We start from the raw sequence: 15140 nt of genomic DNA, 5'->3' as shown, positions 1-15140 counted from the left end.
GTAATCAATCCAAATATATTAAGACTGGCTGGCATGGCGCTTGCCGATGTCCTTTCCAACACAGGACCTGCTGATGCCAAGCTCGGCTGGTTCTTCAAGCAGAACCGTGAGCTGGGTACAAAAGACCGTGCCTTTGTCGCGGAATCTGTCTATGGCGTACTGCGCCGTAAATCTTTTCTGGTGTATGTGGCAGATGGCGAAGACCCGCGTAAATTATTGGTTGCCTGGCTATTGCGCGTGCAGGGGATGAGCATGCGAGACCTTGATGAAGTGCTCAATAAGCAGCAAAAAGAATGGGCACATGCAATCAAGGCAAAAAACAGCGATGACATCAGCAAGGCGATGCAGGCGGATTTGCCAGAATGGTTATGGGATCGCTTGGTTGAACAGTATGGTGAAGAGCAGGCACTTACTATCGCCCGTAGCATGCATCAGCCAGCGTCTCTTGATCTACGGGTGAATCTGGTTAAGGCATCGCGTGAGGATGTGGTGAGCAAGTTTGCCAGCGAAAATACAGAGATTGCTCTTACGCCCTATTCGCCGCAGGGTATTCGTATGGCACAAAAGATGACCATCAGTCGCCATGTATTATTTACCGATGGCAAGATAGAAGTGCAAGACGAGGGCAGCCAGCTTCTGGCGCAATTAGTCGCGCCTAAACGTGGTGAGATGATTGCGGATTTCTGTGCTGGTGCTGGCGGCAAAAGCCTTGCAATTGGCGCATTGATGCGTAATACCGGGCGTATCTATGCATTCGATGTCTCAGAAAAGCGTCTGCAGAACCTTGGTGCCCGTCTAAAGCGATCTGGTTTATCCAATCTGCATAGCCAATTGATCACAAGTGAGCAAGACCCCAAGCTGAAACGACTCAACGGTAAATTTGACCGTGTACTGGTCGATGCGCCATGTAGTGGTTTGGGTACTTTGCGCCGTAACCCTGATTTAAAATGGCGCCAAATGCCGCAGGATATTATCGAGTTAAGAGCCAAACAAACGGCCATTCTTAACCGTGCATCCAAATTGGTCAAAGGTGGTGGGCGTTTGATTTACGCAACTTGTAGCTTGTTGCAGGATGAAAATGAAGATATCGCTGAAGCATTCTTGGCGGAACATCCTGACTATGCCTTAGTGAAGGCCAATGAGATTCTGGCACAACAACAAATAGCACTCGATACAGGCAAGTATCTTAAGTTGTTGCCGCATGTGCACCAGACAGATGGTTTTTTCGCCGCTGTATTCGAGAAAGCAAAAGTTGCAGTAGTTAATGAAGACGCAGCAAAGCAATCAGTTGTAGTAAAAGAAGCAGCAGGGCAGATTGAAAGTAAAGATACCGTCGATGTAAACACTTGATTTGAATATTTGACCTCTAGCATATAAAAGGAACGTCCAAAATGAAATGGTCCAGTGTTAATACACAAATTCTGATTGGTGCTGGTTTGGGCGTACTGCTTGGTCTCGTTGTCAATCATCTTGATCCTGCATCCCCTGTTCGCGATGCCAGTATCTACACAAGTAAATTGGTGGGTGGCGTATTCATCGATTTGCTCAAGATGATATTGATTCCCTTATTATTCAGTTCAATCGTCGTCGGCGTGGCTAATTTGCAGGCACATAAACAGATTCATCGCGTGTGGCTGACGACACTGATATTCTTTTCATTTTCGACCACAGTGGCGATTCTGCTTGGCGTTACTGCCAGCCACATTTTTCAGCCAGGGGCTGGTTTGCATCTTTCCATGTTTCAAGATTCGATGCAGTCGATTCCCGCGACACGCTTAAGTATTTCCGATTTTTTTATCCAGTTTCTGCATGATCTTTTTGTGAATCCTTTTGCTGCGCTGGCACAGGGGAATGTGATCGCAGTCGTGGTGTTTGCCTTATTCGTCGGTATTGCCTTGGTCGTTGGTGGAGAACGTTACCGCAACATACTGGCTTTATTTCAAGAATTCCTTGAGCTCTCCATGCGTATCGTCGGGTGGATCATGTACCTTGCCCCGATCGGCATCATGGCCTTGCTTGTTAAATTGGTAGCGACACAAGATGTAAGCCTGTTTAGCAGTCTATGGAAGTTCGCTTTGGTCGTCAGCGGTACGACCCTGATTCATGGCGTCATTGTATTGCCGCTGATACTGTATATCGTGACACGTGTTTCGCCCCTGACGTTTTTCCGCGGAGCGCGCGATGCGCTGGTCACGGCGTTCGCCACGTCTTCCAGTTCCGCTACCATGCCGGTGACTTTACGTTGCACACAGCAAAACCTGAAAGTGCCGCAGGAAATCACAGGCTTTGTCGTACCATTGGGCGCTACGCTCAATATGGATGGCACCGCTTTATATGAAGCTGCCGCTGCCTTGTTTATCGCAAATCTTGTCGGCATTGAACTCAATCTTGCACAGCAGCTTATCGTTTGCTTCACTGCCATGCTTGCCTCCGTTGGCGCGCCTGGTATACCCAGTGCGGGCATGGTGACGATGGTCATGGTATTGCAATCGGTTGGTTTGCCTGCGGAAGCGATTGCGATTTTGTTGCCAATTGACCGATTGTTGGATACGCTTCGCACTTCGGTCAATGTTGAAGGTGACATGGTGGGTAGTCTGATCGTGCAGAAAGTCGTTGAATCCAAGTGATCCTGTAATTAAGTCTGATGAATGGATTTCATTAAGGGTCATAGGGTGCAGGGAATTATATTTAGAACATGTAGTCGAACTGCTGCTTGAAACGTTATTAATAAAATGAATGAGTGAATATCAAATGTTTCACTTAGTTGATAATCGTTCTCATTTGATTGTGTTTGCGTATAGCGTATATAATGCAGCCACAAGATGTACGTTTGATTTGCTAGTGTTAAAAGCAAACCTCAAATGAAGTAGTAGCTTGGCAGGTGTCGTTCTTAAAAGCGTTATTAAAACAGATTTTATAACATAGGCGTCAATGCCTAATTTTGAAGAGGAAGTAGATATGAAAAGCTGCAAATTAATCGCAATGTTGTTTGTTACCTTATTCTCAAGCGCAGCATTTGCTGCTAACTGCTCTGTTGATATTGAAGCGAATGATGCTATGCAATTCAACACGAAAGCTATCGAGATCAGCAAGAGCTGTAAGGACTTTACAGTGAACCTAAAGCATACAGGTTCTTTGGCTAAGAGCATCATGGGCCATAACGTTGTCATCGCAAGTGCTGCTGATGAAAAAGCGATTATTGCTGATGGCGGTGCTGCTGGTGAATCCAATAACTACATCAAGGCTGGTGATGCACGTGTTGTAGCGCACACCAAACTGGTTGGTTCAGGTGAAAAAGATAGCGTTAAGTTCTCAGTAAGCAAACTGGCAGCTGGAACAGACTATGTATTCTTCTGTTCTTTCCCTGGTCATGCAATGATGATGAAGGGCACTGTTAAGTTAGTGTAAACACACAAACGATTCAGTGAAAAAAGGGCAGCTTAGCTGCCCTTTTTTTATGGCAGTCATATTTTTGGTAGTGATTCATGAATAATTCAATCAAATCGCATCATCCGGTTTTAGTAGGCTCCATTTTTGTTTTTATTGGGGCGATAGGTTTTTCATCAAAAGCCGTACTGGTCAAGCTGGCTTATCAATATGGTGTCGATGTCGAAACCCTATTCGCATTGCGCATGCTGTTCTCTGCTCCATTCTTTATCTGTCTGACTTTATGGATAAACCGTGAAAATGGCACGCAAGCTGCAACCTTAACGCTTAAAGACTGGTTCAGTTTGGTCATGTTGGGATTTTGCGGTGTCTATCTTGCGGGATGGCTGGATTTTGCAGGGCTAACTTATGTATCAGCCGGATTAGAGCGGACGGTACTTTTTTTGTATCCGACTATGGTGATATTGATTTCTGCGGTGTTATTCAAGCAAGGCATTACAAAACGTGAGCTATTTGCACTATTGGCGAGTTATGTCGGTATCGGATTAGCGGTGGGGCACGATATACGGATATCTCCATTAGGCGTTCATGCAACATTGATTGGCGCTACATTCGTTTTTTTGAGTGCTTTGGTTTACGCGATCTACCTTGTGTTCAATGGACGCATCATCCAACGTATAGGGACAGCACGATTTACCGCATATACGATGTTGGCAGGTTGTAGCTTTAGCATGCTGCATTTTGTATTGACGCATCCATTCATGAGTCTGCAACAGCCTGTAGAGGTTTACGGGCTTAGTTTTCTCATGGCGGTGATCGCAACCGTATTGCCCGCTTTATTGCTTAACTCAGGTATTCGGCGATTGGGTTCAAGCAAAGCCTCTTTGGTGAGTTCTGTCGGGCCGGTTTCTACAATCTTGCTCGCTTATCTCTTTCTGGATGAGACGATGTCTGAATTGCAAATATTGGGTACCATTTTAGTGATGATCGGCGTATTGGCGATCAGCTTGCAGGGATTCAAATGGCGCCGAAGTATATCTGGCGAAGGGTAATATCACAGGCTGAAAATCTAAGTGGCTGAAGTAGATTAGCCCTAAATATTTAAACTTATATATCAAAACCCCTCGTCTAATAACACATTACCCGTGTATGGCTAGTGGTGTTTTTGTGCCTGATAGCGATGGAATCGCTCAACGCCGTGCATGGTTAAAGAATAGACCGCAGGCACCACGACCAGCGTCAGTAGTGTGGAGGATATCATCCCGCCAATCACGGCAACCGATAGTGGCCCATTGGTTTCTGAGCCTGCACCAAACCCAAGGGCTGCTGGGAGGAGGGCAAGAATGATCGTCAGCGAGGTCATTAAAACTGGCCTGAGCCTAATTGGGCACGCTTCTTTCAATGCTTCATCAATCGCTTTGCCTTCACTGCGCAACTGGTTGGTCAGGTCTACCAGAAGAATAGAATTCTTGGCGACAAGGCCAATAAGCAAAACAAGGCCGATCATTGAGAAGATATTGAGTGAATTGCCTGTTAACCATAACGCTAATACCCCGCCGATAATCGCAAGCGGTTGCGCCATCATGATGATGAGTGGTTGCAGGAAAGAGTTGAATTGGCTGGCCAACACCATGTAAAGCAGAATGAGCGCGAGCGTGAACACGAATACCATGTTCTTGATGGTTTTCTCGAGCTCTTCTGCCTGGCCTGTGAGCCGAATGCTATAGCCGGGTGGCAATAATGCCGCGGCATTGGTTCTGGCGATATTGACCGCTTCTGCCAATGCAATGGTGGGGCTGATGTAAAAATTAGCTGCATATTGCAGGTCGAAACGTCCGATTACCGCTGCCCCTAACTCCTGCTTGAAGCTTGCGACTGTATCAAGCCGGACAAGAGTCCCGGTGTTGCTGCGGAGATAGATTTTTTTTAGGTCTGCCATTTGTGTGAAGCTGCCACCTTTGGCTTTTACACGAATGTCATAACGTTGCCCATCACCGGGATCATCATTGAATTTGGCGATATCAATACCGCCAGCGAACATGCTGATGGCAGTAGCGATATCGCTGGCTGAAAGGCCAAGGCTGGCAGCACGCTCGCGGTCAATATTCATCACAAGTTGCGGCAGATCAAGTTGAACATCCAGATCCACTTTACCCATACCCGGGGTATTGCTCAACGTTTGCTGCAAGCTTTTGGCGAGCATACCCACTTGTTGCAGGTTAGGCCCGGTCATATTGAATTGCAGTTTTTCGGGACGTTGCCCGCCAACGATCGCCACGGATGAGGGGAATGCTTTTACGCCCGGAATCTTTTCGAACTCTTCTTTCAACACTTTAACCAAGGCCTGCTGACTAAGTTTTCGCTCACTACGATCTTTCAGTCGGATATTGGCATTACCTTGGTTTACCTGGCCTTGTGAACCCACCCCGATGGTTGTGAAATAGCTGGCGATCTCTGATGAGTGATTTGCGAGTATCTTTTCAATCAATTCAAGCCTTGAGTTCGTATACTCCAGACTTGAACCAAGCGGTGTTTTGATTGAAACGAGAAAACGCCCTTCGTCAGCTTCTGGCGCAAATTCTTTGGTGACGTGGTTGAATAACAAACCACTGCTTAAAACGATGATGACTGTGGAGATCAACACTTTCCAGCGGTGTAAAAGTGCCCATGCCAGCATCTTGATATACCAGCTATCCATGCTGGCAAAAACGCGACCTAACCACTCATAGAATCGACCTTTTTGACTCTCTGCTTTAAGGTAGCGTGAGCACAACATGGGTGTGAGCGTGAGTGAGACCAGTAGCGATACCAATACCCCGCAGGTGACGACCACGGCGAAAGACTTGAAGAATTTTCCGATGACGCCATCCATGAAAATCACCGGTGCGAAGATACAGACTAATGAAAGCGTCGCCGCTATTACAGCAAATGCGACCTCTTTACTGCCATTGATGGCTGCAGTTGTCGGATCAGCATCTGCTCTTTCACGGTGGCGATAGATATTCTCCAGCACGACGATGGCATCATCAACCACCACGCCGATAAGTAACAGTAAAGCCAGCAATGTCATGGTGTTGAAAGTGAAACCAGAAAAATACATCACCGCAACCGCACCTAGCAGTGAGACAGGAATCGCAGTGGCGATGATGAGTGTGGAGCGGATGGAGCGTAAGAATATCCACACGATAAAGGCGGCTAGTAATGTCCCTGCGATCAAGTGCTCTTGCAGTGCAAGTACGATCTCTTTGATAAAGAGTGCATCATTGGTAGATACATCGATACGCATGCCTGCAGGCAGATTGGGGCGTATCTCCTCATCCAGCCGCCGCTCGACTTCATCGATAATGGCAACCGTATTGGCATTGGAAATCTTGATGATACCCAGACCTACTGTCGGTTCGCCATTGTAGTGCGCCAACTGGCGATCATCCGTCAGGCCATCTTCAAGTTCGGCGATATCTTTTAGTTTAATCGGTGCGCTATCACGGTATGCGACCACCATGTTTTCCAGATCGCGCAGGCTATGGAACTCCATATCAAGCTTCAACAGTCTTTCGGCTTTATCACCAACCAAGAATCCGCCGGGTAGCTGTACATGTTCGTTCTCAAAAGCGGTAATGAGGTCACTTGCCACAATGCCGTAAGCCGTCATGCGTTCAGGTAGAATATTCACGCGTATGGTGCGGTCACGGCGGCCACCAAGCCTTACCTCACCTATACCGTTGATGGTCTCTAATTTCTTTTTGAGTATGTTGTAACCATATAGATTGAGTTGTTGCACAGTGCGATCACCACGTAATGCAAGCCACATGATCGGTTGCGAGTTCGTCTCGACTTTTTGCAGGGTAGGCGGGTCTATGTCGTCCGGTAATCGGCGCAGTACCTGATTGATCTTCGATTGCACTTCGTTATAAGCGACATCGATATTCTTTTCCAGGCTGAATGTGATGGTAATGACTGACACACCGGGCGACGAAGATGACTGGATATGTTCGATGCCGGGTGTGGTATTCACCGAGGTTTCGATGATGCTGGTGATACTCGCATCAATGATGTCTGGATTCGCGCCTTTTAAGGTCGTGGTGATCGAGATGATGGGGAATTCGATATAAGGTAAGCGATCAACCCCAATGCGCTGATAGCTGATGATGCCGAACAGTACCAGCAGACCGGACACCATCCACGCCAATACATGGCGTTTTATCGATAACTCAGGCAGCGTCATGGTTTTCCTGTGGTGGCACTTCTATCCTGCACTGCTACCTTGGCTGCATCTGTCAGAAATGCCGCCCCATCTACCGCAACGATCTCGCCTGCGGCCAGGCCCTCCAGGATCTCAATATTGCCCTCCTGATGGAAGCCGGTTTTGACGATACGTTGATGCGCGATATTGTCTGCGATCACATAGACGACCTCACCTGCTGGACGTAACACCACGCTTTGTTCCGGTACGATGATCGCTTCAGCATGTTCACCTAAGATGATCGTGCCATTGACACTTGCCCCCGGCTGCCAGCCCGCCTGATCAATGACATCTGCCGTGACATCGATTGCGCGGCTATTAGCACCTACCATAGGTTTCATCTCGCGCACGCTAGAGATGACTTGTGTTTCTGATGTGGGCGTAGTCAACCTGACTTTGAGCCCCGGTTGTATTTTTGCGGCGACACTTTCAGGGAAAGGAAGATGCGCGCGCAAACGTTGTGTGCCGATCAATTGTAATAATGGGTCGCCGACTTTGACGTAATCGCCGGTAGAGACGATCTGCTTTTCGACAACACCATCAATAGGGGAGACGACACGGGCTTTGCCACCTGAATAATCCAAGTTGGCTAATCTGGCCTGTGCGCCTGCGAGCTGTTGTTTTAAAGCCGTTTTCTGGGTGGCGATATCATCCAGCGCATTTTGGGAGATGAAGTTCTTTTGCACCAGTGCTTTATTGCGCTCCAATACCTTATCCTGATTGGCTAATAAAGCTTCCAGTCTGGCAACTTCCGCGCGGGCTTCCTGACGCTGTATGTTCGCATCTGTGGCGTCCAGCAGCACCAATACATCGCCTTTTTTAACGATTCTACCGGGGCTGACGAGTATCTTAACGACACTGGCAGGAATCTCGGCGGCGATAGTCGGGTCTATCAAACCTTCCAGACTGCCTACAGCCTCTTCACGAATCTCTAGCTGCGTGCTGCTTGCCGCGATGATGCTGATTAATGTAGGAGAAGGGGATTTTTTGGCTGCCTCTTCTTTTTTACCACAGGCCAACAGCGTAATACTCAGGCACAGCATAAAGACGATTGAGCTGGCAGACCTTAGGTTGAAAAACATGGAGCATGCTTTCTGAATAATAATGATGTTTTTAGCCCCACAGTATAACTTTTGCGGCTGGAAATTTGGATGAAGATTTTCGTATAAGCTTATGCGATTTTGCTTGTTACTGAGACAATTTTCGACCAGTCGAAAAACGGGCCAGGGTCGGTTTTTCTCCCCGGTGCGATATCTGAATGCCCGACGATATCTTGGATAGGGTAAGCATTTTTTAATCCTGCAAGCAGCAGGTTCAGTGTGTCATATTGTGCATTCTCAAAGGCATCGAAATCAGAGCCTTCCAGTTCAATGCCGATCGAAAAATCGTTACAGCGCTCATGCCCTTGCCAGCTCGAAGCCCCAGCATGCCAGGCCCGCTCAGTGCATGGTACAAATTGCATCAGGCTGCCATCGCGACGGATAAAGAAATGCGATGAAACCTTAAGATGGTGAATCTCGGCATAGTAGGGATGTGCGTTCGGGTCGAGTTGATTCGTGAATAACTCAATGACACCTTGCCCCCCGTATATTTGTGGCGGCAGGCTGATGTTGTGGATGACGATGAGGCTGATCTGCGTGTTGTCAGGCCGATGATCGTAATTAGGCGATATAATACCGACTGCTTCAGTGGCGATGCCCTGCGGATTGATCTTGATGGTGTCCATAGTCCGTGCGCTATCCGTGGTTTTCGTAAACTCAGATTTCTAAAGCTCAAGTTTCTTAATCGGTTATTAACTCAGGTAAATCTTACATGGTATTTCTACAGTTGTTCTTCATGCTGGTTGTGATTCTAATCGCTGCAGAAGTCTTCACCAATGCCCTTGAGCATCTGGGTGAGAAATTAAAGATATCCGAAGGCGTTACAGGTTCTCTTTTTGCGGCTGTAGGCACTGCATTGCCGGAGACGTCGATCCCTATTCTTGCGCTCTTTGCAGGCACACAAAACGTTCAGGTGAATGAGGAGATCGGTGTTGGTGCGATTCTCGGTGCACCGTTGATGCTAGCGACTCTGTCTATCTCTATCATGGCATTTGCCGTATTGGCAAAGCGTGGTGCAACAGGCCGATTTAATCCAGAGAAGACTGGCGTCACGCGCGATCTCGATTTCTTCATGATGGCATTCTTGTTCGCGGCGATCGCTTTGTATATTCCTCATACACAAACATTGGTTCGGGGGGCATTAGGCGGCGTCATGGTGTTGATCTATGTGTTTTATATCATCTTGACGATCAGGGCTTCTAAATTGTTGGTTAGTGAAGGCCATGGTACAGAAGCCGAGCATGCCATGTTCCTATGTCGGCTGGGATTGCCTAATAATCTGCCTGTCATTTTGCTGCAATTGGTATTGGGTCTTGGTTTGCTTGTGGGCGGTGCCAAAGGGTTCATTCATGGCATTGACGCCGCCTCGCAGATCATGGGGATATCGGCTTTATTACTTTCTTTGCTGATTATTCCGATAGCAACGGAACTGCCGGAGAAGATAAACAGTGTGTTATGGGCGCGACGCGGTAAAGATACACTGGCGTTCGGTAATATTACGGGTGCATTGGTGTTTCAGGGTACGCTCTTACCTGCGATCGGTATTATGCTGACGCCTTGGGAACCGCGGCTTGAAGTGCTAGCTGGGCTGGTGATTACATTGTTAGCCGCTGTTTGGCTGCGTATATGTATCGCTAAAGGTGGCATCAAAGTATGGCATCTATGGATTAATGGCCTGATGTACTTGATCTATTTAGCGATTGCTTTGTCTTAAAGTTAGGCGCCTTTTACTCATCATTATCTTTGCTCAGGCCGAGCTTGGATAACCTATAGCGCAATGTACGAAAGCTAACGCCGAGCAGTTTTGCAGCAGCTGTCTTATTATGCCCGGTTTTTTCCAGCGCATTGATGATGGCGGTTTTCTCGATATTCTCCAGAAAGTCTGGAAGTGCCAACCCGTTGGCATCTATTGGCATCTCATGCGATTTTACATTTTTTGGTAATGCCAGATCTTCGGGTTTGATGATCCCGTTTTCACATAATGCGACTGCACGTTCAAGAATATTCTCCAACTCTTTCACGTTCCCCGGAAAGCTATATTCCAGAAGCAGTTTTCTTGCGGCACTATCTAAAGGTAGCAAAGCGCACCCTGATGATTTACATTGTCTTTCAAGAAAATGCTGGATGAACAAGGGGATATCCTCTGCGATCTCCCGTAAGGTCGGCATGTTGAGCTCGACTACATTCAAACGATAGTAAAGATCCTGGCGTAAGCGGCCTTGGTCCATCATCTGGGTGAGATTGCGTTGCGACGAGCTGATGATACGGACGTCTATCGGTTCTTCATTCGTGCTGCCGACCCGCCAAACCTTCTTTTCCTGAATGACGCGTAGTACCTTTATCTGTGTTGCTAAGGGCAGATCAGCGACCTCATCGATGAGTAATGTCCCGCCGTTTGCCTGCTGGAATAAACCGTCTTTCGTCTGGTTGCCGAACAAGACTTCTTCTATCAGGTTTTCTGCAATCGCATTACAGTGGGCAATCACAAATGCTTTATCTTGGCGGGCACTATTGTCATGAATCAGTTTTGCGACAAGTGCCTTGCCTGTACCAGTATCCCCCTGAATGAGTACGGGTGCCTGATTACGCGCCAGTTTCTCAATCGTGCTATTGATCTGCTTGATCAGCGCAGATTGTCCAATTAATGTGACATTTCTCTTGATAGGCTCATTCTGCGATAGCTTCAGGGCTGACTCTACTAAAGGGCGTAATTGCTGTAACGAAATGGGCTTGGTCAGGTAATCGAATGCCCCTGCCTTCAATGCAGATACAGCATTATCTGCACTACCGAATGCGGTGATGACAGCCACTGGCAGACCTGCATAATGCTGATTGATATGCCTCACCAGATCCAGGCCGTTGCCATCAGGTAATCGCATATCCGTGAGACATAGACCGTAATCACGTTTCTTAAGCATGTACTTTGCATCGTCCAGATTGTCTGCGCTATCAGCAGACACGCCCATGCGCTCAAGCGTCATCACGATGAGTTCACTCAGGTCGGTTTCGTCGTCAACGACTAGGCAAGCTGGTTTAGTGGACATTTTTTAAGCTGATCGTAAATAAAGTTTCACTTTCTGACGGTATATGCTGAATGCTAGCACCGTTAGCTTCACATAATTCGCGCGCAATATAAAGCCCAAGCCCTGTTCCTGTCGCCGCTGTTGTGAAGAATGGTTCAAATAAATGTGAGCGAGCGTCTGCTGTAATGCCGTCTCCATCATCCTGAATGGTAATCAATGTGTTGTTTTCAGGCGATGCCTTGGTTACGGTTAAACTTAGACTCTTTGTTCCCTGCTTGCTATGTCGCCAGCCATTACGACATGTATTCCATAAAATCTGGTGTAGATGTCTATGATCAAAAAGCACGGAATATTGATTGGATGGGACATTCAACTGAAAGCCATTTTCGGGAATTTTTTCAATTTGGCAGAATTGATCATGGAAATCACGCAGAAATATATCAAGCTGAATCTCTTCCTGGTTGGTGCGATCTCTTCGATTCAGCTCCAGCACATCGCTGATGATTTGATCCAGCCGCTTTACGTTATCTGCAGTGATCTGTAATAGGCGTTGTGATGATGCGTCAGAGAGTTCTTCCTGTAATAGCTGATTGGCGTGGCTGATCGCACTTAATGGGTTGCGTATCTCATGGGCGATATTGGCAGTCAATCTGCCTAGTGCCGCTAGTTTTACGCGCTGTGCCTGTGCTTGTACCTGACTCCAGTCTTCAATGAAGATGACGGCACCCTGTGCCCTTTCTGCAGCGATGGGCATGAAGCGTAGTTTTAGCTCTTTACCCGATGTGTTAATACGCAATGTGCTTAACTCCATACCCGGTTGTTTGGCTATCCAGTCGCGCATCAGGTTGGCTACTTTTGGCGAACAGCTATCCAGAAGCTCCGATTGCCAAGCTTCGTCATCCACGTCTAATAATGTTTTTGCGTACATATTGCGATGGCGTAATTTGAAGTGTTGGTCGACAACCAAGACGCCATCCTGAATCTCTTGCGTGATCAGGGTGTTTATCTGCGCCAAGTTCTCAAGATCGATGCCGCGTTGTGATGCCAGAGCCTCACTTTGGTGGGCGCGTTTTGCAAGACTATGTGCAAGTAAGGCGGTAGCGAAAAAGCTGAGGCTCAGCATGACCGCATGTGAGTAGTCATCGTAACTCTCACGCCAGTAAATCATCTGGTAAGACTGTTCTAGCAGCACGGCAATCGTTGCAATTGCTGCATAAAACATTGCCAGTCGTCCGCGACTAATCAGGCTTGCCGCCGCGATAGCGACCACCAGTAATAAGCTGGAGCCACTTTTAATGCCGCCAGAGGCAAACATCAAGGCAACGATGAAGCCGATGTCTGTCATGACTTGCAATGAGAGCAGCAAGTTAAATTTTGGCCATTTTATCCATGTAAAAATGATCGCAATAAAACTCATGGCAACATAACCGTAAGCACATTGCAGGTACAGTGTTTTGTCGTAGTTATCGAGCCATTGATTGGTCGGAGTGAAGTAGTAGGAGCTTGTGAGTACTAACGCGATGATGACGCGGTAGATATTAAAAAGCCCCATTGAGCGCCAGTAATCGCTCATTTGTGGCTGGAGATTTTCAGTCGCTACACTCATACATCCTGATCTTTGCCGTGTTCGGCACAACAATAATATTGGTCATTGACGACTAAACTATCGCTTTTAGGCATATGGATGCCGCATCGATGGCATTGCACCATATCTTCTGAACGCTTCGATGCCTGCTTGTCTTCTGAGGAGTTAACGTTATTAAAGTAACGCTTGAGTATGGTAAAAATCAGCCATAATGCGATAACAATGAATAATATCTTTCCCATGGTGGACTTGATTCTTTAAAGTGAAGATCGATTGATTGTAACGAAAAGCTCGGCTTAGAACAAAATTCAAACCTGCTATACTCGATTCCAACGTACGCAATACGATTGAATCACGACACCGTTAAATCACGACATTGTCGATTTTTATATTACTAGATGGCTACCACACAAGAACTCTCCGATTTCCTCGCACAAGTTGAGCGGCGTGCATTCAAGCAGACTGTCTATGCAGTTCGCGATGAGCATGCGGCCCTTGATATCGTGCAAGATGCCATGCTGAAACTAGCAGAGAAATACGGCACGCATGATATGGGCGAGTATCCCATGCTGTTTCAGCGCATTCTGCAAAATACGATGAAAGATTACTGGCGTCGACAAAAGGTGCGCAATCTTTGGACGACATTGCTCTCTTCATTTGGCGGTGGAGATGAAGATGGCGAGGAACGTGATCCTTTAGAGACGCTTGAATCAGATGATCATGACAACAGGGATGAACCAGACGCACAGCTTGAGCGTAAGCAAACACTTGCTATAATCGAGACGGCATTAAAAAAATTACCATCACGTCAACGGGAAGCATTCGTCATGCGTTACTGGGAAGATATGGATGTAGCAGAAACAGCTGCTGCAATGGGTTGTTCTGAGGGGAGCGTTAAAACACATTGCTCGCGTGCCGTACACACGCTATCTGCAATACTGGAACAATCTGGTTTAAGTAAACAAGGATTGATCAAGTCCGGAGCCGAATCATGAATCACGAACAAGATACCGCAAAAGCCATCATCTCTTTGCTTGATGATGAACTCGCATCTATGGATGCGAATGTCGTCAATAAGCTTGTCACTGCACGCCAGCAGGCTTTATCAGCGATGCGCGCCAGTCACCAAACTGCCATGGCTGATAGCCGTGGTGGAGTCCTGCGCTTATTCGGTGACACTATCTCTAGTGGGCGCAACTTAACTATCGTGGTGCTATTGGCATCTCTCGCATTCTTTGCCTTTATTACCACCCAACAATTGACTTCACAGGATGTTATTGAGCAGGACGATGCTTTTATACTCGGATCGGAATTACCGCCTGAGGCTTATTTGGATAAAGGTTTTGATACATGGCTAGCGCAAGACTCCTCGCACTAACTTTAACATTAGGATTGTTAACAGGGTATGCCCATGCGGAAGGCTCCACCCCTGCATGGAAACAGCTAAGCGAAGAGCAGCGAAAAGTACTGGAACCAGTCTCAGCGGATTGGGATAGCTTGCCTGATTGGCAGCGTGAAAAGATGTTAAGTATCGCGCGTGATTATCCGAAGATGACACCTGAGCAGCAGGATCGCGTGCAACATCGCATGGCACATTGGAGCAAGATGACGCCGGAAGAGCGTGAGAATGTGCGCAAGCGATATCAGGAATTCAAGGCACTACCGCCTGAAAAGAAGGAAGAATTCCGCAAGAAATGGCGCGAATATCAGAACTTGTCGGAAGATGAGCGTGAGAACCTGCGGCGAGAATACCGTGGCTCTGGTAATGCACCGGATGGCTTCCGTCCACCACCACGTTAGTT

The 15140-nt window shown here is 47.3% G+C and carries 14 protein-coding genes; 8 read left to right on the top strand and 6 right to left on the bottom strand.

Going from position 1 to position 15140, the window contains the following annotated elements:
• Nucleotides 1-3: 3 nt before the first annotated feature.
• From A7981_RS09950 to A7981_RS09935, 4 genes are all read left to right on the top strand, one after another.
• Entirely contained in the window at nucleotides 4-1350 is a 1347-nt protein-coding gene (locus tag A7981_RS09950; RefSeq protein ID WP_082889300.1) for an RsmB/NOP family class I SAM-dependent RNA methyltransferase, read from the top strand.
• Between the two features lie 41 nt (nucleotides 1351-1391).
• Nucleotides 1392-2627 (top strand): dicarboxylate/amino acid:cation symporter, encoded by a 1236-nt coding sequence (locus A7981_RS09945; protein ID WP_067267589.1) that lies wholly within the window; start codon nucleotides 1392-1394, stop codon nucleotides 2625-2627.
• A 331-nt stretch (nucleotides 2628-2958) separates the two neighbouring features.
• Entirely contained in the window at nucleotides 2959-3408 is a 450-nt protein-coding gene (gene azu, locus A7981_RS09940) for an azurin (RefSeq protein ID WP_067267911.1), read from the top strand.
• 77 nt (nucleotides 3409-3485) lie between these two features.
• Nucleotides 3486-4439: a DMT family transporter gene (locus A7981_RS09935; RefSeq protein WP_067267587.1), complete on the top strand. Its 954-nt coding sequence runs from the start codon at nucleotides 3486-3488 to the stop codon at nucleotides 4437-4439.
• A gap of 101 nt (nucleotides 4440-4540) precedes the next feature.
• On the opposite strand, the gene A7981_RS09930 is transcribed toward A7981_RS09935, so the two are convergent.
• The 3 genes from A7981_RS09930 to ampD all read right to left on the bottom strand — a co-directional run bounded on the left by A7981_RS09930 (nucleotide 4541) and on the right by ampD (nucleotide 9356).
• On the bottom strand, nucleotides 4541-7612 hold the full coding sequence (locus A7981_RS09930) for an efflux RND transporter permease subunit (protein ID WP_067267585.1): 3072 nt from the start codon (nucleotides 7610-7612) through the stop codon (nucleotides 4541-4543).
• A complete protein-coding gene (locus A7981_RS09925) occupies nucleotides 7609-8712 on the bottom strand; it encodes an efflux RND transporter periplasmic adaptor subunit (RefSeq protein ID WP_067267579.1) in 1104 nt (367 codons plus the stop codon). Before A7981_RS09925 ends, A7981_RS09930 begins: the two co-directional genes overlap by 4 nt.
• 89 nt (nucleotides 8713-8801) lie before the next feature.
• Nucleotides 8802-9356 carry a 1,6-anhydro-N-acetylmuramyl-L-alanine amidase AmpD gene (gene ampD, locus A7981_RS09920; protein WP_067267577.1) on the bottom strand — a complete coding sequence of 185 codons (555 nt, stop codon included), beginning with the start codon at nucleotides 9354-9356 and terminating at the stop codon, nucleotides 8802-8804.
• Nucleotides 9357-9442: 86 nt separating this feature from the next.
• On the opposite strand from ampD, the gene A7981_RS09915 reads away from it, so the two are divergent.
• The gene (locus A7981_RS09915) at nucleotides 9443-10444 is read left to right on the top strand and encodes a sodium:calcium antiporter (RefSeq protein ID WP_067267574.1); all 1002 of its coding nucleotides are present in this window, start codon (nucleotides 9443-9445) and stop codon (nucleotides 10442-10444) included.
• A gap of 13 nt (nucleotides 10445-10457) precedes the next feature.
• Here A7981_RS09915 and A7981_RS09910 read toward each other — a convergent pair whose 3' ends face one another.
• Genes A7981_RS09910 through A7981_RS09900 form a run of 3 tightly spaced genes read right to left on the bottom strand, consistent with a single transcriptional unit; the run spans nucleotide 10458 to nucleotide 13580 of the window.
• A complete protein-coding gene (locus A7981_RS09910; protein ID WP_067267572.1) occupies nucleotides 10458-11774 on the bottom strand; it encodes a sigma-54 dependent transcriptional regulator in 1317 nt (438 codons plus the stop codon).
• Nucleotides 11764-13359, bottom strand: coding sequence for a PAS domain-containing sensor histidine kinase (locus A7981_RS09905; RefSeq protein WP_067267570.1), 1596 nt, complete (start codon nucleotides 13357-13359; stop codon nucleotides 11764-11766). The genes A7981_RS09910 and A7981_RS09905 overlap by 11 nt, the downstream gene beginning before the upstream one ends.
• The gene (locus tag A7981_RS09900) at nucleotides 13356-13580 is read right to left on the bottom strand and encodes a PP0621 family protein (protein WP_067267569.1); all 225 of its coding nucleotides are present in this window, start codon (nucleotides 13578-13580) and stop codon (nucleotides 13356-13358) included. Before A7981_RS09900 ends, A7981_RS09905 begins: the two co-directional genes overlap by 4 nt.
• Nucleotides 13581-13736: 156 nt before the next feature.
• Between A7981_RS09900 and A7981_RS09895 the strand changes: the two genes are divergently transcribed.
• The 3 genes from A7981_RS09895 to A7981_RS09885 are packed head-to-tail and all read left to right on the top strand — an operon-like array spanning nucleotide 13737 to nucleotide 15138.
• Nucleotides 13737-14333 (top strand): RNA polymerase sigma factor, encoded by a 597-nt coding sequence (locus tag A7981_RS09895; protein ID WP_067267567.1) that lies wholly within the window; start codon nucleotides 13737-13739, stop codon nucleotides 14331-14333.
• Nucleotides 14330-14716, top strand: coding sequence for a DUF3619 family protein (locus tag A7981_RS09890; protein ID WP_067267565.1), 387 nt, complete (start codon nucleotides 14330-14332; stop codon nucleotides 14714-14716). The genes A7981_RS09895 and A7981_RS09890 overlap by 4 nt, the downstream gene beginning before the upstream one ends.
• Nucleotides 14689-15138 carry a DUF3106 domain-containing protein gene (locus A7981_RS09885; RefSeq protein WP_067267562.1) on the top strand — a complete coding sequence of 150 codons (450 nt, stop codon included), beginning with the start codon at nucleotides 14689-14691 and terminating at the stop codon, nucleotides 15136-15138. Before A7981_RS09890 ends, A7981_RS09885 begins: the two co-directional genes overlap by 28 nt.
• Nucleotides 15139-15140 lie beyond the last annotated feature (2 nt).

This window comes from Methylovorus sp. MM2, assembly GCF_001648895.1.
In the GTDB taxonomy this organism is placed as follows: Bacteria; Pseudomonadota; Gammaproteobacteria; order Burkholderiales; family Methylophilaceae; genus MM1.
Note: the sequence above shows the minus strand (reverse complement) of the source record. Positions and strands in the feature narration are given on the sequence as shown.